Source organism: Dyadobacter subterraneus (assembly GCF_015221875.1).
Lineage (GTDB): Bacteria > Bacteroidota > Bacteroidia > Cytophagales > Spirosomataceae > Dyadobacter > Dyadobacter subterraneus.
Genome location: NZ_JACYGY010000001.1, coordinates 1,804,248 through 1,827,800 on the forward strand (window position 1 = coordinate 1,804,248; position 23,553 = coordinate 1,827,800).

The window sequence follows — 23,553 nt, forward strand, 5'->3', positions numbered from 1 at the left end:
ATATGAATCCTTTTAAATATACCTCAGTAAAAGATAGTAAAACTGCTATGACTGCCGCTGCAACTGCCGGGTCAAAATTCATTGCTGGTGGTACCAATATTGTTGATCTGATGAAGCTGAATATCGAAACACCCAGGCAGATAATCGATATTAATGGTCTTGGTTTTAATAAAATTGAAACACTTGCAAATGGTAATATAATGATCGGAGCACTTGTAAAAAACAGTGATCTCGCCTATGACACTACGATTATGCAGCGTTATCCGGTTTTGTCAGAAGCCTTGCTTGCAGGCGCATCAGCTCAGTTGCGTAACGCTGCAAGTACCGGTGGAAATCTGATGCAAAGAACCCGTTGTCCCTATTTTTATGATGTAGCTTTTGCCTGCAACAAGCGTGTGCAAGGGTCCGGATGCTCTGCTATTCCCGGGTATAACCGCGATAATGCAGTTTTGGGTACCAGCGATAAATGCATTGCCACGCATCCGTCGGATATGTGCGTGGCAATGGCTGCTTTGGGTGCCATCATACATTTACAGGGTGCCAAAGGTACCAGAACAATTCCGTTTGCAGATTTTCATCTCCTGCCCGGACAAACCCCCCATCTGGAACATAATCTGAAATCGGGTGAATTAATTACTTCGGTGGAATTACCGGCGTTAAGTTTCTCTTCAAAATCACATTATTTAAAAGCGAGAGATCGTGCTTCTTATCAGTTTGCACTGGCCTCTGCGGCTGTCGTGCTGGATATCAAAAATGGAATTATAGAAAACGCCCGTATCGCGCTGGGTGGAGTCGGGACAAAACCATGGCGTTCGTTTTCTGCTGAAAAATCGCTTGTTGGTAAAAGTGCAGGAACTGAAACTTACCGCAAGGCAGCTGATATGGCGTTAGCAGAAGCAAAAGCATATAAGGACAACGGATTTAAAATTGAATTGGCCAAACGTACACTGGTACAAGCCTTAACCAAAGTTGGAGAAATGTCATGAGCGCACCATTATTAGTTGGACAGGGCGTCGACCGGGTTGACGGCCGCCTGAAAGTTACCGGTGGCGCAAAATATGCAGCCGAATTTAACATTGAAAATCTGGCTTATGGCGTTACCGTGCAAAGCACGATCACCAAAGGTCATATCAGTAAAATTGATACTACAATCGCAAAGAAATCTCCGGGCGTAATTGACATTCTTACATATAGAAATGCGATGCAGCTTCACTTTCCGGCCAGCTCGGATCCAGGCCAGGGCAAATTTGCAGAAAAGGATTTATTGCCGTTGCAAAGCGACAGAATCTTTTATGACGGACAGCATATAGCCGTGGTTATTGCAGAAACTTTTGAACAGGCAGAACACGCAGCTTCGCTTTTGCAAATCACTTATGACAAGCAGGATGCCATTTTTGACCTGAAAGAAAATATAGGGAAATCATATAAGCCGGCTAAGGGACTTGGTGGATCAGAAGTTCAGTTGAAGCGCGGCGATGCTGAAAAAGCACTTCAAACTGCTGCCGTTAAAATTGATGAAACCTACACCACACCCGTTTATCATCACAATGCCATGGAACCGCATGCAACGATTGCGCAATGGAATGGCGATGAGCTGATGATTTATGATGCTACACAATCGGTGGCCGGCAGCCATAGTTTAATGTCGCAATTAATTGGTGTTCCGAAGGAAAAAATCCGCGTTGTCTCGTATTATATTGGTGGAGGTTTTGGGTCAAAAGGTTTTTCGTGGCCGGGTACTGTTATGGCGGTAATGTCCGCAAAACTGGTCAATCGTCCGGTTAAACTTGTATTGAGTCGTCAACAGGTTTTCACAACAGGCGGCCGCCGGTCGCAGACAATCCAAAACGTTGCATTGGGCGCCGATGCCTCCGGGAAAATTTCTGCCATAAAACATGCATCAACAGTTGAAACTTCTTTTGTCGACGAATTTGTAGAGCCGGCAGGTGTGGCAACCGCCATGTTATATGCAAGTGAAAATCTGGATGTAAGTCACAATCTGGTACGTTTGAACAAAGGAACGCCGTGTCCAATGCGTGCGCCTGGTGAAGCTACGGGTACCTTTGGGCTGGAAGTTGCGATGGATGAGCTGGCGTATAAGTTAAAAATGGATCCGGTGAAATTGCGCTTGGTAAATTATACTGAAACGGAGCCGCAAAAGGACAAACCATTTTCTTCAAAAAATCTGAAAGAATGTTATGAAAAAGGTGCTCAGGCTATTGGCTGGGGAGAAAGATCATACGAGCCCCGTACGATGAAAGACGGGAAATATCTTGTTGGATATGGGATGGCCACGGCAACATATCCTGCCAATAGAGGGAAATCTTCGGCTAAGGCAATACTTTTTTCAGACGGTCACGCTGAAATAGAATGTGCAACCCAGGATATTGGAACCGGCACTTATACCGTCATGACTCAGCTGGCGGCTGATACTTTGAATCTGCCTATTGATAAAGTTAAAGTGAAACTGGGTGATAGTAAATTTCCACAAGGTGCAAATTCCGGTGGTTCTCAGGTAACGGCGAGTGTAGGTCCGGCAATTCGTGCTGCGGCAATAGGAGCAATTCAAAAAGTGGCGAAACTGGTTGTGAACGATAAAAATTCTCCACTTTACAAAATGGATCCGGAAAATCTGGTATTAAAAGATGGACTACTGGTTTCCAACGGAAATGGGAAAAAAGGAGAAAGTTTATTTGATATTTTGAAAAGGAATAATTTGTCTCAGATTGAAGGTCAGGCTTCTGTCAATGTTTCTACACGTGGTCAGCAGCAGGAAGCAAATCCGGCTGCCGGAAGTGCCGAGGAAGCGGTTCAAAAGGAAAGTGCAAATAATGAGGCTATAAAATCAGATGAAGCGGTTGACAGGAAAAGTTATGCATTCCATTCGTTTGGTGCCCATTTTGTCAAAGTCCGAGTCGATCCTGAACTAGGGAAAGTTTACATCGATAAAATCGTTGGTGTTATGGATATTGGTAAGGTTATGAATTTGAAACTTGCCAAAAACCAGATTATGGGCGGACAGATTTTCGGTATTGGAATGGCACTCATGGAAGGAACAGAATATGATCCGGTACGTGGCAGAGTAGTAACACGAGACCTTGCCAATTACCTGGTTCCGGTTCATGCAGATATGCCCGATTTTGAGGTCATCTTTCTTGATAAGCCAGATTTGCTCATTTCACCAATTGGTGCCAGAGGTATAGGTGAAATTGGAATAACCGGAATAACTGCGGCCATTGTCAATGCGGTTTATCATGCGACAGGAATCAGGGTGAGAGATTTGCCTATCCGGCCTGATAAACTGATCATGGTATAAACTGACCAATGCTGAGGCTTTAAATTTAAATCTTATTGATCATCAGAATAAAATCAAATCTGAGAATCCGGTAAAGGAAATAAAGTATTTGTGATTTAGCACAAACTAACTAACCCAGGACTTCAACCCTGGTTTTTTTTGATGCCTAAGAATTTCGTCAAAGTATAAATTCGTCAATTAAGACTTATTTGAGAAATAAATCTTCACCGTAACAGCCATGAAAATTCATCAGATTCTGAGCGCACTGCTTATTTTTAGTTTGTCAACGATTGCTTCCGCACAAACATCAAAATCAAAAAAATACATTGTTAACGGTTATGTAGGAGGTTTTAGGGGACTGGTTAATACGGAGCAGATTGATGCGAAAAAACTTACTCATATCAACTATGCTTTTGTAAATGTGCAGGATAGTCTGGCTGTTCTTACCAATCTGGCCACCGATTCTACAAATTTCAGAAAACTGAATGCGCTTAAACTTATCAACCCAGACTTGAAAATTGTCATTTCTATTGGAGGATGGGCATGGAGTGAGAATTTTTCAGACGCAGTACTGACAGAGTCTTCAAGAAAAAAATTTGCTGTTTCAAGTGTTGAGATAATTCGTCAGTATGATCTGGATGGCGTTGACATTGACTGGGAATATCCAGGCATGAAAGGTGAGGAAGGAAATATTTACAGACCCGAAGACAAACAGAATTTTACGCTGATGTTCAAAGCAATTCGTGAGGAGCTTGATAAACTGGCATTTGAAAAAAATAAAAAATATCTGCTTACAACTGCTGTCGGAGGATCCAAATCTTTCGTAGAGCACACCGAGATGGGTAACGTCGCAAAGTACACAGATTACATACTGATCATGACATATGATTACGGTGGAAAAAATGGAACAGTAGGCCACCACACCAATTTATTTGCAGATAAAGCTGATTCAACCATGTCATCCGCTGATCGTTCCGTGCAAAATTTTATTGCTGCCGGAGTTCCAGCTGAGAAAATAGGATTGGGTGCAGCATTTTATGGAAAAGGCTGGGAGGCTGAAAATATTACTGGAAATGGTTTGGGTCAAAAAAGAATAAAATCTGTGCAGGGTGGAGGTTATACCAAAATTAAGGATACGCTGATCAACCAGAACGGATACAAAAAATTCTACGACAAAAAAGCAAAAGCCTCTTACCTTTTCAATCCAACAACCAAGGTTCTCATCACTTATGATGACGAAAAATCCATCAAAGCGAAGTGTAAATACGTAAAAAAGAAAAAACTCGCAGGCATCTTTTTCTGGGAATATTTCAGCGATCCCAAAGGATATCTGCTCTCCGAAATCAACGCGGACCTGGATTAATTTTGAATGAGAGAATGAGGGATAATTAATTTTGAATGATAGAATGAGTGAATGAAAGAATGTTGGATTATGGGAACTTATTGGTTCGATCCCGCACTTTTTTCATTCTATCATTCTATCATTCTATCATTCTATCATTCTATCATTCTATCATTCTATCATTCTATCATTCTATCATTCTATCATTCTATCATTCCTGAATTTACCGGTTAGTAACTGATAGTCAAGTTAGATTCTAGGCATTAAAATGTTTTCTACAAAAAATATTAATTTAGTAGAACTATTTCGAATCTATTAATTTAATATTCAGGAATATGAAACATTCTCAACGTGGCTTGGTTACCTTATTTGTTTTATGCTTTTTTTCTTCCCTTTCGTTTGGCATAGATCTGTCTCAGACAATTACTTCGGGAGGGAAAAGCAGGAGTTTTGTTTTTCATGCACCGGGGAGCATCGTAGCTCAAAATTTGCCTTTGTTGTTCGTTTTTCATGGTGATGGAGGCAGTGGTTCGGGCATTAAGGGAAGTACCGGCTTCGATGCCATAGCCGATGCAAATAATTTCATTGTTGTATATCCCAATGCAGATAATGATGGAAATGGCTGGAACCGTGCCATAGATCAGTTAAAGGATGTGAATTTTACATCCGATATGATCGATTATTTTTGTTCAACCTATCATATCAATGCACAAAAAGTTTATGCTTCCGGACATTCTGCCGGAGGTTTTATGACTTATAATCTGGCCGTAAATTTACCGGGAAGAATTGCCGCATTTGCCCCAGTTGCCGGAAATATGTATGCCAATAATGGTAATTATTCCTATTTCAGCAGTCCCAATTTCAAGCCTGTTCCCATCCTGCATATCCATGGAGATCCCGATGGAACTGTCGATTATCCCGACCCGGATCACCAGCCAACCAATTGGAGCGAGTGGCCGCTTACTGAGTTTTCCTATTATACCTGCGGCAAAATTACATACACGCTTCCCAACGCGACGATTGCAACCAATGTTACAAAACTTTCATTTTGCGTGGGCTCGCCGCCTGCTACAAAGGAAATTTCGCTTATTCGTGTAGCGGGTGCCGGTCATAGCTGGCCTGCGGTCGCGGGATTCAATCCGGCTCAGGTTATCTGGGATTTTGTCAAAGCTTATTCCATTACAACGGTGCCTTCCTGTGTGGTTGTTCCCGAAACACCCACCTATGTTGAAGGCACAATTCATACGCAGGGAAATGCGATAATGAGTCCTTGTAATGAGGTGTTTATACCAAGAGGAATGAATTATTCGCTGGCCGATGACTGGGAATTTCCGGCCAATATGAATGGAGATCCAACCGGTGTAAATAATGAATTGTCGGCCGAAATAATTAAGGCAAAACCAAATATTGTCAGAATTGAATGGTATGCCAACCGTGCTGCAAACTGGAAACCGTATTCAGTGGCAGACCTGGACGTTGTAATTACCCGTTTTCGAAATGCAGGAATTGTTTCAGTAATGGATCTGCATGACCTGACTTGCTCAAACGATTATACCCAATTTAATAACATCATTTTACCTTGGTGGAAACAGCAATCCGTAAAAGATTTGATTGCCAAACACAAAGGTTATGTCCTTGTAAATGTGGCCAACGAATTTGGAAATGTGAACTGGGCCTCGGATAAATCAGCAGCTTATACAACCTGGTTGAATCATTATAAAGCTGTCATCACAGATTTGCGTAGCGCCGGAATCCAGGTTCCGCTTATGATTGATGCACCGGATTGCGGACAAAGTCTGGATATCGCATTGCAGGCTGGTGCCGCGCTCAGAATGGAGGATCCCCTGCACAACATTATTATGAGTGCGCATGCCTATTGGTATGCGGATAATGCTGCCGCCATGGAAACCCGGGTACAGCAAATTGCCAATGCTGCATTTCCAATTGTTTTGGGAGAAATTGCGAATATCCAGGATGCCACGGGACCTTGCTCTAATACGATTCCGGCTTATAAAGATCTGCTTCAAAGCTGTCAGAATCATAATGTTGGCTGGCTGGCCTGGACGTGGACTGATGATTTTTGCGAAGGAATAAACGGTCGGCGGATGAGTATGAATGGCAGTTTTACCAATCTTTCAACCTATGGAAACACGATTGTAAATGATCCGAATTTTGGACTTGCCACACACGCCACGAAAATGAACGTGCAATGTTTGAGCGGACCGCTGCCTGTTAAATTACAATCTTTTGAAGCAAAAGAAACCGAAGAAAACCAGATTTTGGTTCAGTGGAAAACGAGTAGTGAAATCAATTTTAAACAATTCGAACTTGAAAGAAGTGTGGATGGAAAACGTTTTGAGCAATTGGCTATTTTGAAGCCTGAAGCTGCTTCAAACAATTTCAACTACAATTTTGCAGATACCAAACTTATAGAACCAACCTATTATTACCGGCTAAAAATGGTGGATCTGGATGAAACATTTGCCTATTCCGGCATAGTATCTGTTGAAAGAAAAAGTTTTGATCCAGTTGTGGTTTATCCTTCACCAACGCGTGATTTTATCCAGATTAAGGCCAGTGAAAATGTTTTTCCGGCCAAAATTAAAATTATAGATCAATCAGGAAGAATTGTATTATCCCAGACAGTTTTAAAGCAAAGTCAAAAAATAAGCATTGACGGACTTTCTGCTGGAATATATATCATTTCAATGCAGGACATAGTCGTTGGAAAAGTAATTGTTCAAGGAAAATAAACAAAAAATCCTGTCCATAATCAGCTAATGGCTCAATATGGACAGGATTTTTTCTATTTTATTATAATCAGGCTTTGTTCATAGAAATCAGTAATTTACGAACGGCTTCCTGTACATTTTTTCTAAGAAATATACTTGCAGCACCTAAAATTAGAAATGTGCCCAATAAGATTACGTAGCCCAGATAATAGCTGTCCAATTCCTTATTCAGGAAATTTCCCAGCAGAACCAGGCAGGTAATCAGGATTGTAAAAGCTGAAATTGCAACTAAAACATAAAAGGTTACGGTGGCGGCAACAGATTCGAAAACCGGAAGAATTTGTTGTTTTAAAATATCAAATTTGTCATCAATAAATTTGATAACCGTATGAATCAGCTTTTTGCCTTCTTCCGGTAAGGATGCGACAAGTTTTAACGATGGTTCGGATTTTGTTGATGGCTCCGCAACTTCCGGCATGCTTGAACCTTGTTTTTCCACCACTTCTTTCCTCGAAATCAAAACAGCATGTTCATTCGGCGAAATATCTTCACCGTCCGTTTTGGCATAAACCTTAGTAAATTCAGCACCGAAGTATAAAATAATTGAGGAATAATAAACCCAGGTTAATAAAATAACGATGGAAGCCGATGCCCCATAAGTTGCGCCAAGATCCTGCTGTCCCAGGTATAAGCTAATTCCGAATTTTCCAATTGCAAACATGACAGCCGTAAATGCTGCCCCGATCATACATTCTTTCCAGCGAACATGTCCGTCGGGCAAAACTTTGAAAATAGCAGTAAACAAAGCGGTTAGAACGATCAGCACCAGAATGATATTCAAACCGCTAAAAATTATCACTGAAACTTCGGAAAAATATCGTTCAAGTCGGCTGCTAAGAAGGTCAATTGCAGTATTAACACCCAGAGAAACTATCAATAAAAATCCAAGTGTTAATATTACTGAAAATGATAAAAGTCTGTTTTTAAGATAAGCCAGCCAGCTTTTCTTAGGTTTTGATTTAATGGACCATATGTAGTTAATAGAATCCTGGATTTCCGCAAATACTCCGGTTGCACCAATTAAAAGTGTAACAACGCCCACAGTGGCAGCTACGGTTGATTTATTGGAGATTTCTGCATTCTTAATAATTTCCTGGAGCTGAGCCGCGGCATCTTTTCCAACAAGACCGCTGATCTGACCAAATAATTCGCCCGTAAAAGCCTCTCTACCATAAAAAAAACTAACGACAGATATAATAACAAGCAGCATCGGAGCCAGCGAGAAAACAGTATAATAGGATAATGCAGCCGCCAGTTTGAGGCCATTATCGTTCATGAATTCATTAAAACTATCTTTAATGAGCGAAAAGGTAAATTTTATTTTGTTCATGACGGTCTGTACAGTTCACAGTTGTTGGATGAATTTTTCTCCATCAGGTAAATTTTTATGCCAAGGAAATATGGCTTAAAATGTGTAGGTTTATATGCTCACGTGATGGCATGAAATTTGAGTTGTTCAGGAAAATTAAACCATTATTGTTATGGAAATTAAAACAAATCAAGCCACAAAAAATCGTCCGGAAGGAGACCGTGTCATTGATGCTCCTTATGTTTTTATTGATATTCCGGGTTTTGTTGAACAGTTGAAAAGTGAAAAATCCTGGGAGAAAAATGACAGGAACGGTATAACGGTTTTCAAATCTTCGGGTATGACAATCGTCATTACTGCTCTAAAATCGGGTGCCGTTCTTGACCACAAGGGCCTGAATGAATTTTTCACATTGCAGGTAATGCAGGGAGAAATTCAGACTGAAACGGATGGAAAAACCATACAAAGTGTTCAGGGACAGGTGGCAGTTTTTCATCCCAATATGGCGCACACTATTTTGGCACTATCTGATTCTGTGCTTATGCTGACTACTTACGTTTGCAATTCATAAGGTACTTTCAATAGTTTTTTAATTGATTAAACCTGAGCTTTGCTTTCTTTGCACGTAGGAAGAAGATTCCTGCCCTGTTAACTCAAACTTTTCTTATCTTTAAAACATGTGTTTTTGAAGATATTTAAACAACAGGGCTTGTATGAAAACAACTTTTACGTTCACGCTTCTTCTCTTTTCGTTTTTTTCTTTTGGTATTGATGTCAACAATACCAGAATGCTTTCCCAGCCCACAATCAGCGCCGGGCATATTGCCTTTATTTATGCGGAAGATCTCTGGATTGCAAATCCGGATGGTTCACAACCGAGAAGGTTAACCGTTGATAAAGGTATCGAATCAGTTCCTGCATTTTCACCAGATGGAAAACTCATTGCTTTCAGTGCTGAATATGACGGAAACAAAGATGTTTTTGTGCTGCCTGTTGAAGGTGGAATTCCGACTAGGCTTACCTGGCATCCGGGTGATGACGTGGTAAAAGGATTTACACCTGATGGGAAAAATATTTTATTCACTTCAAAACGCGCGGTATTTACAAACCGTTATGCACAGTTATTTACCGTTCCGGTTTCAGGCGGTTTCCCTGTCCAGCTCGAAATTCCAAATGCTTTTCATGCTTCTTATGCGACTGATGGAAAATATATGGCTTACACGCCGTTGGCGGATGCTTTTTTACAGTGGAAAAATTATCGCGGTGGTACGATCGCAAATATCTGGCTGTTTTCTTTTCAGGACAAGTCCATAGTAAAAATTCCACAGCCAACTGGCGGATGTAATGATACCGGACCATCCTGGCTGGGCAATAAAGTATATTTCAGAAGTGACCGTAATGGTGAATTTAATCTTTATTCCTACGACGTAATGTCCAAAGAGATTAAACAACTCACGAGCTTCAAGGATTTTCCGGTACTGAATATGTCATCCGGAAATGGTAAAATTATTTTTGAACAAGCTGGTTATCTTCATACCCTTGACCCGGCTTCGGGAACTTCCGGTAAATTGACAATTGGTATCGCAGCAGATTTGTTGGAGCTAAGGCCAAGATTTGTTAAAAGTCCATCCTACATCCGTTCAGCTGATATTTCACCCTCGGGTTCTCGTGTTGTTTTTGATTATCGGGGAGAAATTGTTACTGTTCCCGCGGAAAAGGGTGATCCGAGAAACGTAACAAATACACCAGGAGCGCACGAAAAATATCCTGCCTGGTCGCCTGACGGAAAGTCAATTGCTTACTTTTCTGATGCTTCCGGTGAATATCAGCTTTACATAAAATCTCAGGATGGAAAAGGAGAAGTCAGAGCAATTTCTGTGGTTGGAAACGGATTTTATGCCAATATCAGATGGTCTCCGGATAGTAAGAAATTAAGTTATGTTGACAACGGAAGGAATTTGTACCTGGTCGATTTGAAATCCGGCGTATCGAAAAAAATTGATGCGGATGAATTGTATACACCAGGACCTTTCCGTGAACAATTCGGTGACTGGTCACCGGATTCCAAATGGATTGCTTACACAAAAGTGGAGGATACTTACTTTAAAAGAATCCTGTTTTATTCAGTCGATCAGGAAAAATCGTTTCCGGTTACCGATGGATTGAGTAATGCTTCGGATCCTGTTTTTGATCCAAGCGGCAAATATTTATACTTTTTCGCCTCAACAAATGCGGGACCGGTCGTAAACTGGTTTGATCAGTCAAACATTGATATGAGGGCGACGAGTTCAATTTATTTGCTGACACTTCAAAAAGAAACTGTTTCTCCTTTTGCGAAAGAAAGTGACGAAGAAAGTGCGAAAGAAGAAAAAGAAGAGGAGAAAAAGGTTGAGGAAAAAGCGGGGAAAGATAAAGGTAAAAGCAGCAAAACGACTGTTGTGGCAGAGAAAAAAGAAACTGATAAAAAACCGGTTTCTGTCAAAATTGATATGGAAGGAATTGAAAACCGGATCATTGATATTCCTGTAAAAGACGGTGATCATAGCAGTCTGGCCGTGGCAAAAGAAGGCGAATTACTATACATAAGATATGCAGATGATGGTAAGGCGATATTGCACAAATATGATATCAAAAAACGAAAAGATTCCGATGTAATGGAATTGGACGAATATTTTATCTCTGCTGACGGAAAGAAAATGCTTTATTCGAAAGCCGGTGCCTATGGAATTTCCAATGCGGGCGAAAAACCGGAAGCCGGAAAAGGGACTTTGAATGTTTCTGATATTCAGGTTAAAATTGATCCGGTTGCTGAATGGTCAAATATTTTTAATGAAGCCTGGCGCGTCAACCGTGATTATTTTTACGATCCAAAAATGCACGGTGCGGACTGGAAAGCAATGAAAGAAAAATACGCTGTTTTTCTTCCTGATCTGGCAACGCGCAACGACCTGAATATGCTGATTCAATGGATGTGCAGCGAACTTGCCATTGGACATCACCGTGTGAGTGATCCGGGTGATAAAATGAATAAACCGTTGAAAGTAAATGGCGGTTTGCTGGGAGCTGACTATGTGATTACAAACAATCATTATCAGATCAAAAAAATTTACGGCGGTCTGAATTACAATCCAAAATTGCGTTCGCCTTTAACTGAGCCTGGAATTAATGCGAAAGTAGGAGATTATATTCTGGCGGTGAATGGCGTAGAAGTTACTGCGGCTGAAAACCTGTACAAATTTTTCGAGGCTACGGCTGATAAAATTGTTGAATTGAAAATCGGGCCGAATGCGGATGGAAAAAATTCGAGAATAGTAAAGGTTGTACCTGTCGAAAACGAATACGCTTTGCGAAACCGTGATTGGGTTGAAGGAAATTTGAAAAAAGTAAACGAGGCCACAAAAGGGCGGGTGGCCTATGTTTATGTGCCAAACACGGCCGGAGAAGGTCATGATTATTTCAAGCGTTACTTCTTCCCGCAAGCCAATAAAAAGGCGATAATTATTGACGAACGCTTTAACGGCGGCGGTCTTTTGGCGGATTATTACATTGACATTTTACAAAGACCATATCAGGCAAACTGGCATATGCGCTATGGCCGTGAATTGAAATCACCAAGTGCCTCTATCCAAGGACCGAAAGTGATGATTACTGACGAAACCGCTGGTTCTGGCGGAGATATGCTGCCGTTTATGTTCCATAAATTCAAGGTTGGAACCTTGGTTGGTAAACGTACCTGGGGAGGTTTGGTTGGAATTTTAGGTTTTCCCGAATTTCTCGATGGTGGCTCTGTAACTGCGCCTAATGTTGCGATCTGGACAAAAGATGGTTTCATTATCGAAAATGTTGGTGTGGCGCCGGACATTGAAGTTGAACAAACGCCATCGGAAGTAATCAAAGGAAATGATCCGCAGCTGGAAAGAGCCATTGAAGTGGCACTGAAAGAATTGGAGAAAAATCCAGTCGTTGAACCTGTCAGACCTGAATTTCCGATTCGCGTTAAAAAATAATTAGCTCAAATTTATTCGCTCAATTCATGAAGTATTTCGTTACCATTTTATTTCTTTCCGTGTTTTTGACAGGAAGTACTCCGAAAAAGATTCAGCCGGGAGAAGGTTTTGTTGAAGTTAAAGGCGGCCGGATCTGGTATAAAGTGGTTGGTACTGGCAAAGGAGTTCCGCTTTTGTTGATTCATGGAGGTCCGGGCAGCAGAAGCTGTGAGGGAATTCCGGGATATTCAACTTTGGGAAATGACCGGCCTATTATTTTTTATGATCAATTAGGTTCCGGTCATTCGGACAGACCAACGGATACCACGCTTTGGCAACTTCCAAGATTTGTAGATGAGATTGATGCACTTCGTAAAGCTTTGGATTTGAAAGAATTAAATATTCTTGGAAGTTCATGGGGCGGAACTGTCGCGGTAGAATATATGGTAACTAAAAAGCCGAAGGGCGTGAAGTCGGTTATTTTTGCCGGTCCGCTGATCAGTACACCAAAATGGATGCGGGATGCCAAAATCCTGATTTCTCAACTACCAAAACCGGTGCAGGATTCGATAAATAAATATGAAAGTCTGCATATTTATGACCACAAATCATACATGGCAGCGACCGATACTTTTAACATTCATTATCTAAGCAGAAAACCCGGTCCAAGAATTTCTGCACCGGATTGTGCAGGTTCCGGAAAAGGGAATGGTGACATTTATCGATATATGTGGGGACCAACAGAATTTAACGCCACCGGTACTTTGAAAAACTTTGAAAGAACGCCTAACCTGCACGAAATAAAAGAACCCGTTTTGTTTATAACGGGACGTTTCGACGAGGCGCGACCAGAAACCATGTACGAATTTCAAAAGGAAATTCCGGGATCAAAAGTTGAGATTGTTGAAAATTCGGGTCATAATAAAATCAGGGATAATCCGGAGCAGTATCTGGGAGCGATCAGAAAATTTCTGAATGGCAAATAGTCTGAACGATGCATTCTAATTCATAAAAAACCTGATCAGCCAAAATGTATTCAGGCTGACCAGGTTTTTTACTTTTCCGGATTTTAAAATTTGTTACTTAGCCGGAATAAATTTCAATGCCCAGGAATTCATACAATAACGTTTTCCGGTGGGAGCAGGGCCATCGTCAAAAACATGGCCCAAATGTAATCCTGTACTGCTTTCAACCACTTCGTCTCTTGACATTCCCAAAGAATTATCCGTCACAACTTTAACAGCTTTGGGATCAATCGGTTTGAAAAAACTGGGCCATCCGGTACCAGATTCGAATTTAGTATCAGAGCTGAATAACGGCTTTCCTGTTGCGGCACTTACATAAGTTCCTTTCTCGTGATTGTTCCAATACGGATTCCGGAATGGGGTTTCCGTTCCTCTTTCAACCATAATCTGGTATGCTTCGGAAGATAAAACTTTCTTCCATTCGGCGTCCGACTTTGCTCCGGGAAACGTCACGGTATCCACAGTGCTTTCCTTATTTTTATTTTTACGACTTTGACCGCATGCATTCATTGACAGCAGCAAAACGAACGCAATTATTATATTTAACTTTTTCATGTTTTTTGTATGAAGTGGTCTGATCTAAACCTGCATTATAAAACAATAATTTGTCAATTAAAATTCTGATTTTCAGGTTGTATTTTACTACAATCCGGAATAATAATCATAACCTCTCTTTGCCCAGTAATCGGGCGGACGTTGATCGCTGAAAGTTATTTTTCCAATACATTTTAAGTTTTTAATTCCGTATTTAACCGGAATTATCAATCTGAGCGGCGCACCATGAACAGTTTGAAGAGGCTGATCATTCATTTCATAAGCCAGGATCGTTTGCGGATGCAGAGCACTTTCCATATCCAGTCCAACCTGGTACTTCCCGTTCGGCGTTTCCATACCCACATATTTCATCGTGGTCAAATTGACCAGTTTATAATGTTTGATAAAATCAATAAAACGCACACCGCCCCAATGCTGGATCTGATCCCAGCCTTCAACGCATTTAAAATCGAAGACAATTTCAGTTTTAGGAAGTGCTTTCAAGGCTTCCATATTTACTTTCAAGACTTCGCTCGTACTTTTTATAACCGAAAGCTCCCAGTTTTCAGGATTGAAGTTTTTGTCATCATTTCCAATATTACTATTAACCCTGACCTTTTGTGCGGCCATTGATTTTGGATATGTTTTCACAAGATGATTATCACTGAAAAACTTCCGGAAAAATATTTCGGTTTTATTCATTGCAGCCCGCAGCGGTTTTCGGGCGCGTGCCGTGATACCATTTGTTTCAGAAGGGGCATGATAAAGCCAATCCCAACCTTCGTAAGCCGCAGCGCTCAATGCAAAAAAAGTAGCAAATGAAATGAAGGTCCGTCTCCTGATCTTTTGATCTACGGTAATTTCTTTCTTATTTTTTGGATCGATAATTTCCATTTTGTGATCGCGGTTTAGTTAGAAATTATTCGATTATTAAATGTTCAGGACCCGAAGAATTTTGGTTCTCATCAGTCAGACCACTAGTGTTTTCCTCGTTTACAACTTCAAAACCGGAAATAACAGATCTGAAATTATTCCAACCAGCAATGATTACCTGGACGATATGTATGACAAAGAAAAACAGATACCCAAGTGTCAGAGAAAAATGCAGAATCCTTGCCAGGTTATAACCGCCAAAAAACCAGCATAACCAATAGAACTGAACCGGTTTATAAACTGCTAAACCCGTAAGTACTGAACCCAGACCCATGATAATAATCGCGGTATACGCAATCCTTTGTGCGGCATTGTACTTATCCTGGGGAGGTGCGGTGTTTCGTATGTGGAGGTCGTGTAGAAGTACCAGCCACGCTTCCTTGAACGACTTTTTTTGAGGAACCAGATTTCTCCATTCGCCAGAGAAAAGGGTGTACAAGACATAAAATATTCCATTCAGGGTAAAAAACCACATGAACAAAAAGTGAAATGCCATGCCTTCCGCCAGCCTGTAAGGAATATGAAAAAAAGTGAACACTGAGTCCGGAAAGAAATGGTAGAAAGTATAGCCGAAAATAGTTACTGAATAAGCATCATTAGCCCAGTATATCAACATTCCGCTCCAAATCATGACAGTTAGTATCGGGAAATTGACCCAATGCGTCCAGCGCATGGCAAGTGAATGTTTTTCTTTTATAACTTTCATATGATCAGATGTTTGATTAATATTTCAAATTAGCTTTTTTCCTCTTAGTCGCTTATCTTTTAAAAACCTTACAAAAAAATGTCTGAAGATTTGTAAGGTATTGCCTTCCTTTCAGACTAATCTTTTAAAAGGTAACGCTAATGATACAAACAACAACCCGGAGAAAGTCCATCAATGAAAATCTTCGCTACTAAATGCTAATCGATAAGAATAAGTCTGTGACTGGCAGTGAACCCGTTGATCCGCTTCAATGGGTTAAAAGGTATGCCGATTACCTTTATACATACGCTGTAACGCGCATTAACGATGAAGAGCAGGCGAGAGATTTGGTTCAGGAAACTTTTCTCGCTGCGCTGGAAAAGGTAAAGACTTTTGAAGGGAGAAGTTCGGAAGGAACCTGGTTAACAGCAATTTTAAAAAATAAAATAATTGATGTCTATCGTAAAAAATCTTCCGGATTATCTAATAAATCCGGTGTTTCAGAGGCGGAACAAGATCAAAAGAATTTTTTCGATCCGGACGACGGGCATTGGAATGAAGATTTCCGGCCAAAGGAACTTGGAGCGGAGGAAGACCTGCTTGTAAATGCGGAATTCTCTATGATTCTTCAAAAATGTATGGACAAATTACCCGCCCTTTGGTCAGCTGTTTTCACTTTGAAACATATGGATGAGGAGGTAACCGAAAATATTTGTGAGACGTTGAAAATAACACCTTCTAATTTTTGGGTGATCATGCATAGGGCTAAGCTTAACCTTCGTGCTTGTCTTCAGAAAAACTGGATTTAATCAAACCGTTATGAATTCTTTAAAAGGAATAATATACAATTGCCGTCAGGCCACTTTTCTGATTGAGAAAAAACAGGTCAGAAAATTAACATTCAGGGAAAGTGTTGAACTGCGGATACATCTTACAGGGTGTTCGGTTTGTCGTGTGTTTCAAAAGCAAAGTGTCATGATCAACCGTATGGTTAAAAATCTGATTCATGATTCACAAAAAAAAGATAGGAAACTGGACGATGCTTTTAAGCGGGATTTACAGGATAAAATTGAAGGCGAGCTGAATAAAAATAGATAGGGAAAAGTTTTTGCAAAACTTTGTAAGGATTTCCGGTAAGCCCCGACAAATAATAAAATAACAAATTTCACATTCTAAACAAAGCCCAATGGAAACGCTAAAATCAAAAGTATTGTCATTTATCGTAATTTCTGCTATCGCAACTTTTTCTATAACGGTTCAGGCTGCACCTGGAAGTTTTTCTATCCAGGACTCGACCAAAATGGACAAAAAAATGTCCAAAATGAGTCATAAAAAAGATGACAAAATGGGTAAAATGGAAGGAAAAATGGGTAAGATGAATGACAAAATGGAAAAGAAAAGTAAGATGTCAAAGAAGGATTCTACGATAAAAAAATAAATTAAAGTTGTGCTGGAGGAGGGATCAAACATCCCTCCTTTTATTTTTATACCGACTTTCGTAAATACTGATCCAATCCTGTGGAGTCATTTTTGAAGCCAATTCTCCAATGAGTTTGTAAGGGATGTGATCAGCTTTTTTAAATCGCAGACAGCTTTTTCCCATATCAAGTTTTGTCTTGATGTGTTTTGGATATTCAGTGGTAAACCATTTCAAAATTTCTTCATCCGCATAGATACCCATGTGATAAACGGCGATGAAGTTTTTTTGTGAAGCAATATTCATGAAAGGAAGCGGTAAGGAAGGGTTGCAATGATAGCCCTCAGGATACAGCGCATGTGGAATCACATAACCAAGCATGCCATAACTCATTTCCTCCTGAAATCCTTCTGGCAAATTTTTAAGAATTTCTGCACGCAGTTCGTTGATGGCAGATTTTCTGTCGTCCGGAAGTGAATCCAGATATTCCTGGGGAGTTGAGGCGCTGGATTGCATATGTAAGAGGTTGATTTTTATGGAAATATAAAATTAGCAAGAGTTAGGATTAATCCTAAATTTTCCATCGTCACATTAATTCAAAAATCTCCGGCAAATCATCCTAGCGGAATGTATATGCCCATCCGTTACGATGCATGTGGAGTGTTTCACTACAAAGATTTTCTAAATCTCATAATTTTCTAAAAATATAAGGATAGGCTCTAGGTTAACTGATTGAACGGTTACTTTCTGACATCATTTCTTTATAGATTTGTTTAGGATAAAAATTTTATTCTATTCATAATTTGTTATTATTGAGAAGTTTACGAAATTGAAAATATCATTCCTACCATCTTAAAAACCTCAACTCTGTGAAATTAACAATTCAGAATCTTCAAAAAACTTATCCAAATGGTGTTCAGGCGCTGAAAGGAATTAATCTGGTGATTGAAACCGGAATGTTTGGCCTGCTTGGACCAAACGGCGCAGGCAAATCTTCTCTGATGCGCACGATTGCAACTTTACAGGAAGCCGATGCCGGAAGTATTTTTCTGGATGATCTTGATGTGCTCAAAGACAAAGCGGAGGTACGCAGGATTCTGGGATATTTGCCACAGGAATTTGGAGTTTATCCTAAAATCAGTTCTGAGCTGATGCTTGATCATATTGCTCAGTTGAAAGGGATTCTGGATGCGAATGAAAGAAAACAAACTGTGGCGGCATTGCTCGACAGAGTAAATTTATATAACGACCGCAAAAAACATCTCGGCACTTTTTCCGGTGGTATGAAACAGCGTTTCGGGATTGCACAGGCACTTTTGGCAAACCCTAAACTGATTATTGTAGATGAACCGACGGCAGGTCTGGATCCCGCAGAACGCAACCGTTTTTACAATTTATTGAGCGAATTGGGCGAGAATACGATCGTAATTCTTTCCACCCATATTGTGGAAGATGTGCGGACCTTGTGCAGCGATTTTGCCATTATTTGTAAGGGCGAAGTGCTTAGAAACGGAAATCCGGATGAAGCTGTAAATGAGCTGAACGGAAAAATTTACAGCAAACTCATCGATAAGGGTGATAAGTTGGGTTACCGGGAAAATTACCAGGTAATTTCTGAACAAATGAAAAGCGGCAAACTGGGTATCAGGATTTTTTCTGAAACTAATCCGGGCAATGAATTTGTACTCGCTGAACCTGTTTTGGAAGATATTTATTTCCATCAGATCGCCAGTAAACTGGACACCATTGCGCAGTAAATCAGTTGCTTGAATTCCGCTTGTTAAATGTTTCCTGACTCAAAAAAGACTCTGGCATGTTCCGTCAAATATTTTTGTTTGAAATAAAATACCGTCTAAACCGGCCGGCTACCTGGATTTACTTCTTTATCTATTTTCTTGTTGGCTTTCTTTCCGTCGCTGGGGGCTGGTCTGCGGCTTCTGAAAAAGTGATGTATAATGCTCCCTGGACAATCGCCGAGGGAAATGTCTTTTTTAGTTTCACGATGATGATGGTTTGCTCTGCAATAATGGGCGTTCCTTTATATCGTGATATTGAGTACCAGACCCGCAATTATTTTTACGCAATACCAATCACCAAAGGTGGTTATTTCTGGGGACGATTTTTTGGATCCTTTGTTTTCGTATTATTCGTCGGAACCGGTTTTAGTTTTGGCACTCTGGCCGGAAGTTTTATTGGTCCTTTATTTGGCTGGATACCTGCTGAAAGGGTTGGCTCTTATGGTTTATGGAATTATTTCTATCCATACTTTGCTTTTGCGATAGGAAATTTACTTTTGTCGTCAACAATATTCTTTGCTCTCGTTTCTTTTACAAGAAATGTCAAAGTGATTTATTCTGCCAGCATTCTGCTGTTGATAGCTTATTTGTTAGGGAATTTTTTGGTGCGTGATATTGAAAATCGTAATCTCGTCAAGCTTCTTGACCCGTTTGCGGTTAATACGTTCAATCTGGAAACTCGTTTTTCTACACCTTATGAAAAGAACAATGTACCTGTACCGTTGACGAGCATTTATTTACTGAACCGATTAATCTGGTTGGGGTTGTCCATTGCATTGATTTTATTCACCTATTACCAGTTCAGTTTTCAAAAGTTTATGCAGCCGGAAATTTCCAGAGAGAAAAAATCTGCGAAGGAAAAGGATGAAAAAGCACCGGCTTTACTTAAACATGTAACCCAGCAATTTGGTGGAAATTATAAAAAAACGATTCTGTGGAATCTGACTAAAATCGAGTTTCTGAACATTGTCAGGGATAACTATTTCAGGGCGATTTTACTCGGGGGACTTATTTTTCTGGTATTGGATATCTGGATCGGGAATACTTTGTATAGCGTAGGGGATAGGCCGCTTACCATTTTTGTAATGGATTTTAAAGGGTATGATTATACTGTTTTCATTTTCATTATTTTGCTTTTTTACACAGGAGAAGCCGTTCACAGGGAGAAAGCAACGCGTTACAATATTTTAAATGACGCACTTCCCATTTCAAATACAATTCTCTATTTATCAAAGCTTTTCGGACTTTTTGGTATCGCCGTTATCATGGCCACGGTTCCACTTTTTGTGGGAACCATCATCCAGACACTCAAAGGTTTTACGGATTATAATCTACCTGTTTATTTTATTGATCTCTATTTGCTGACGTTGCCCGGTTTTATCCAGATGATTCTTTTGTCCTTTGCGGTGCACGTGATTGTCAACAATAAATTTGCCGGACATGGTGTCGCGATGCTTATTTGGGTGGCTATGTTTCTGCTTCGGAATTTCGGTGAATTCGATTATAACCTATTTTTTTACTTTTTTACACCGGAATACAGATGGTCAGATATGAATGGTCTTGGGCATTTTGTCAAGCCGCTTTTCTGGTTTAATTTCTACTGGCTTTTGTTTGGTTCGTTACTTGCGACTATTGCTTATTTGTTTTTTCAACGGGGCGTTGTTGGTGGTTTTAAAGAAAGAATTCGTGTAGCGAAAGAAAGGTTTTCCGGCGCTCCAAAATTATTGGTTCCCTTATTTTTTATCGGTTGGCTGGCCAGCGGAGCCTACATTTATTATAACGTCAGTTATCTCAACGATTATTACAGCATCTCGGAACAAAGGAGAAATCAGTCGTTGTACGAGAAAAAAATGAAGAAATACGAAGGTTTGCCGCATCCGAAAGTTACCAGCCTTATCCTGAAAGCTGATATTTTTCCAGAGGAAAGAAGGATAAATATGTACGCCAAAATGCTGGTTAAAAATAAAACAAACAAACCCATCCAGACCATCCATATGCTGGATAGTGATGATCTGGAATATAAGCTTGTTTACAATGGCAAAAGCCTGAAATTCACTGAACCGCTTCATCAGCCATACTCCAAATTTACCTTTTTCAAAAAGGGTGAAAAGGTTGCAGGTTATCGGATTTACAAATTGGATAAAACCATGCAGCCAGGTGATTCTGCCGTTATGGAAATTTATTCGGTGAAGCAAAATAAAGGCTTTTTGAATAACGGTTTTAGCAGGGAGGTTCTGTACAATGGTACATTTTACAGTGGCGGTTTTCCTCATATGGGATATCAGGAAGGTCTTGAACTTGAAAGTGATGAGTATCGAAAAAAACTTGGTTTGAAAGAAAAGAAGGATGATCTGCCGCCGCAAAATGATCCTGTTGGAAGAAGTACAATGTTGTTCAATGACAATGCGGACCTCATGCACTTTGAAGCCACGGTAAGTACAACCGCAGATCAGATCGCTATTGCGCCGGGCTATTTGCAAAAGAGCTGGACAGACAAGGGACGGAAATATTTCTACTACGTTCAGGATACTCCGATACAATTATTTGAAAGCGTATTGTCGGCACGATACGAAGTTTTACGAGAGCCGCTGAAACTGGATAACGGCAAAATTGTCAACATCGAAATATTTTACGATAAACATCATCCCTATAATCTGAACCGGTTCAAGGCGGCTTATGTGGATGGACTGAAATATTTTTCGAATGTGTACGGACCATTTCAATTCCGCCAGATGCGGCTTATGGAATTTCCAAGATATGCAGGATTTGCGCAAAGTTTTGCCAATACGGTTCCTTATTCGGAAGCTTTTGGCTGGGTTGCCGATTTCAAAAATCCGGATGATTTTGACTACACCTATTTTGTCACAGCGCATGAACTGGCCCATCAATGGTGGGGCCACCAGATTGCTCCAAACAAAACAAGAGGATCAAATTTGATCTCCGAAGCTCTGGCAGAATATACTGCCCTTATCCTGACCGAAAAAAAATACGGAAAGGATAATATGAAGCGGTTTTTGAAAGATGAACTTGACAAATATTTACGCGGCCGGGCGAATGAATCGAAAAAAGAAAACACTTTTATCAACTGCAATCGCCCTTACGAGTGGTATTACAAGGGAAGTCTTGTGATGTATGGTCTTCGTGATTTAATTGGAGATACAGCTGTAAATCATGCACTTCGGGAATTCAGGGATGAATTTGCTTTGAAGGAGAATCCGCCTTTTCCGGGAAGCAATGATTTGTTTTCCTATCTGAATAAACATACACCCGATTCTCTCAAATACTATCTGAATGATACCTGGAAGAAAATTACCCTGTACGAAAACAAATCTGATAAGGTTACTTCCAAATCAGCAGGTAAAGATTTATACGATGTAAGTTTCACATTCACATCGAAAAAATTATACGCGGATAGCTCAGGAAAAGAGACGGTTGCCCCAATGAATGACTATGTAGACATAGGAGTTTTCGCAGCAGAGTCGAAAAACAAATTGGGACAGAAACAGATAAATCCATTGTTTCTAAAAAAATACAAACTAAAACCGGGTACACAAACTGTAACAATTCGTGTAAAGGGAAAACCTGTAAAAGCGGGCATTGACCCCTATAATAAACTCATTGATCGCATACCAGATGATAATTTGAGTGAAATTGATTAAAACGTATTGTATGTATTTTTCCAAAATCAAATTGCCAAATTATTTCTATTCTTGATGAAGCAGATCAGTAGTAAAGTTTTTCAGATCAGCCTGGGATCTGTCAATGTTTTTGTAGTGGAAGATGATGGCTTGACACTCGTTGATACCGGGATGAAAGGAAGTGCTGATAAAATATTTTCAGCAATAAAAAAGGCAGGGAGAAATCCGGAAAATATCCAGAGAATCATTCTTACACATGTGCATCCGGATCATTCCGGAAGTGCTGCGGAAATTAAGAGAAGATTGAATATTCCTGTGTGGGCACATGGTATCGACGCAGAGTTAATGGAGCAGGGTGTAGGCGTACGGGGGGCAACACATTTGTCTCCGGGTATTGTCAACTGGTTGATTTTTAACTTGTTTATCAAGCGTTCGGATAGTGCAATTGAGCCGGTTATTGTTGAAAAACAACTGACGGACAATGAAGTTTTGCCGATAGCAGGAGGAACCAGAATTCTACATACGCCTGGGCATAGTGCAGGACATGTGGCCTTGTTAATCGAAAAGGAAAAGGTATTAATCTCAGGTGATATTTGTGCCAATTTATTCGGACTGGCAATTAGTACGGTTTATGAAGATATAAAACTGGGTATAAAAAGCATTGGAAAGGTAACGAATTTCATGTTTGATAAAGCCGTTTTCGGACACGGAAATTCGCTTGAAAAAGATGCAGATCAAAAGTTAAAGGATTTCTATAATAAGTTGAATTCACAATAGAAAAATTTCTGTCACCTCACGGAA

Annotated in this window: 18 protein-coding genes; 13 read left to right on the forward strand and 5 right to left on the reverse strand. The window is 40.2% G+C overall.

What is annotated here, in order from left to right; all coding sequences use genetic code 11:
- Positions 1-2: 2 nt before the first annotated feature.
- From IEE83_RS07410 to IEE83_RS07425, 4 genes are all read left to right on the forward strand, one after another.
- The gene (locus IEE83_RS07410; RefSeq protein WP_194119970.1) at positions 3-986 is read left to right on the forward strand and encodes an FAD binding domain-containing protein; all 984 of its coding nucleotides are present in this window, start codon (positions 3-5) and stop codon (positions 984-986) included.
- Entirely contained in the window at positions 983-3,316 is a 2,334-nt protein-coding gene (locus IEE83_RS07415) for a xanthine dehydrogenase family protein molybdopterin-binding subunit (RefSeq protein WP_194119971.1), read from the forward strand. Before IEE83_RS07410 ends, IEE83_RS07415 begins: the two co-directional genes overlap by 4 nt.
- Positions 3,317-3,533: 217 nt before the next feature.
- Entirely contained in the window at positions 3,534-4,658 is a 1,125-nt protein-coding gene (locus IEE83_RS07420) for a glycoside hydrolase family 18 protein (RefSeq protein WP_194119972.1), read from the forward strand.
- Between the two features lie 314 nt (positions 4,659-4,972).
- Positions 4,973-7,390: a T9SS type A sorting domain-containing protein gene (locus IEE83_RS07425; RefSeq protein WP_194119973.1), complete on the forward strand. Its 2,418-nt coding sequence runs from the start codon at positions 4,973-4,975 to the stop codon at positions 7,388-7,390.
- 67 nt (positions 7,391-7,457) lie between these two features.
- On the opposite strand, the gene IEE83_RS07430 is transcribed toward IEE83_RS07425, so the two are convergent.
- Positions 7,458-8,759: a YihY/virulence factor BrkB family protein gene (locus IEE83_RS07430; RefSeq protein ID WP_194119974.1), complete on the reverse strand. Its 1,302-nt coding sequence runs from the start codon at positions 8,757-8,759 to the stop codon at positions 7,458-7,460.
- A 151-nt stretch (positions 8,760-8,910) separates the two neighbouring features.
- On the opposite strand from IEE83_RS07430, the gene IEE83_RS07435 reads away from it, so the two are divergent.
- The 3 genes from IEE83_RS07435 to IEE83_RS07445 all read left to right on the forward strand — a co-directional run bounded on the left by IEE83_RS07435 (position 8,911) and on the right by IEE83_RS07445 (position 13,710).
- A complete protein-coding gene (locus tag IEE83_RS07435; protein WP_194119975.1) occupies positions 8,911-9,309 on the forward strand; it encodes a cupin domain-containing protein in 399 nt (132 codons plus the stop codon).
- Between the two features lie 142 nt (positions 9,310-9,451).
- On the forward strand, positions 9,452-12,745 hold the full coding sequence (locus tag IEE83_RS07440) for a S41 family peptidase (protein WP_194119976.1): 3,294 nt from the start codon (positions 9,452-9,454) through the stop codon (positions 12,743-12,745).
- 26 nt (positions 12,746-12,771) lie between these two features.
- The gene (locus IEE83_RS07445; RefSeq protein ID WP_194119977.1) at positions 12,772-13,710 is read left to right on the forward strand and encodes a proline iminopeptidase-family hydrolase; all 939 of its coding nucleotides are present in this window, start codon (positions 12,772-12,774) and stop codon (positions 13,708-13,710) included.
- Between the two features lie 93 nt (positions 13,711-13,803).
- On the opposite strand, the gene msrB is transcribed toward IEE83_RS07445, so the two are convergent.
- From msrB to IEE83_RS07460, 3 genes are all read right to left on the reverse strand, one after another.
- Positions 13,804-14,304: a peptide-methionine (R)-S-oxide reductase MsrB gene (gene msrB / locus IEE83_RS07450; RefSeq protein ID WP_194119978.1), complete on the reverse strand. Its 501-nt coding sequence runs from the start codon at positions 14,302-14,304 to the stop codon at positions 13,804-13,806.
- Between the two features lie 87 nt (positions 14,305-14,391).
- The gene (locus IEE83_RS07455) at positions 14,392-15,177 is read right to left on the reverse strand and encodes a molybdopterin-dependent oxidoreductase (protein WP_194119979.1); all 786 of its coding nucleotides are present in this window, start codon (positions 15,175-15,177) and stop codon (positions 14,392-14,394) included.
- A 25-nt stretch (positions 15,178-15,202) separates the two neighbouring features.
- Positions 15,203-15,922, reverse strand: a complete 720-nt coding sequence (locus tag IEE83_RS07460; RefSeq protein WP_194119980.1) for a cytochrome b/b6 domain-containing protein — start codon at positions 15,920-15,922, stop codon at positions 15,203-15,205.
- Between the two features lie 194 nt (positions 15,923-16,116).
- On the opposite strand from IEE83_RS07460, the gene IEE83_RS07465 reads away from it, so the two are divergent.
- The 3 genes from IEE83_RS07465 to IEE83_RS07475 all read left to right on the forward strand — a co-directional run bounded on the left by IEE83_RS07465 (position 16,117) and on the right by IEE83_RS07475 (position 17,339).
- Complete coding sequence (locus IEE83_RS07465; protein ID WP_194119981.1) at positions 16,117-16,710, forward strand: sigma-70 family RNA polymerase sigma factor; 594 nt, start codon at positions 16,117-16,119, stop codon at positions 16,708-16,710.
- 10 nt (positions 16,711-16,720) lie between these two features.
- On the forward strand, positions 16,721-16,999 hold the full coding sequence (locus IEE83_RS07470; RefSeq protein ID WP_194119982.1) for a hypothetical protein: 279 nt from the start codon (positions 16,721-16,723) through the stop codon (positions 16,997-16,999).
- 88 nt (positions 17,000-17,087) lie between these two features.
- The gene (locus IEE83_RS07475) at positions 17,088-17,339 is read left to right on the forward strand and encodes a hypothetical protein (protein ID WP_194119983.1); all 252 of its coding nucleotides are present in this window, start codon (positions 17,088-17,090) and stop codon (positions 17,337-17,339) included.
- A gap of 24 nt (positions 17,340-17,363) precedes the next feature.
- Here IEE83_RS07475 and IEE83_RS07480 read toward each other — a convergent pair whose 3' ends face one another.
- Entirely contained in the window at positions 17,364-17,834 is a 471-nt protein-coding gene (locus IEE83_RS07480) for a DUF1801 domain-containing protein (protein WP_194119984.1), read from the reverse strand.
- Between the two features lie 353 nt (positions 17,835-18,187).
- On the opposite strand from IEE83_RS07480, the gene IEE83_RS07485 reads away from it, so the two are divergent.
- The 3 genes from IEE83_RS07485 to IEE83_RS07495 are packed head-to-tail and all read left to right on the forward strand — an operon-like array spanning position 18,188 to position 23,529.
- Positions 18,188-19,075: an ABC transporter ATP-binding protein gene (locus tag IEE83_RS07485; RefSeq protein WP_194119985.1), complete on the forward strand. Its 888-nt coding sequence runs from the start codon at positions 18,188-18,190 to the stop codon at positions 19,073-19,075.
- Between the two features lie 56 nt (positions 19,076-19,131).
- On the forward strand, positions 19,132-22,773 hold the full coding sequence (locus tag IEE83_RS07490) for an ABC transporter permease/M1 family aminopeptidase (RefSeq protein WP_194119986.1): 3,642 nt from the start codon (positions 19,132-19,134) through the stop codon (positions 22,771-22,773).
- A gap of 54 nt (positions 22,774-22,827) precedes the next feature.
- A complete protein-coding gene (locus IEE83_RS07495) occupies positions 22,828-23,529 on the forward strand; it encodes an MBL fold metallo-hydrolase (RefSeq protein WP_194119987.1) in 702 nt (233 codons plus the stop codon).
- Positions 23,530-23,553: the final 24 nt, after the last annotated feature.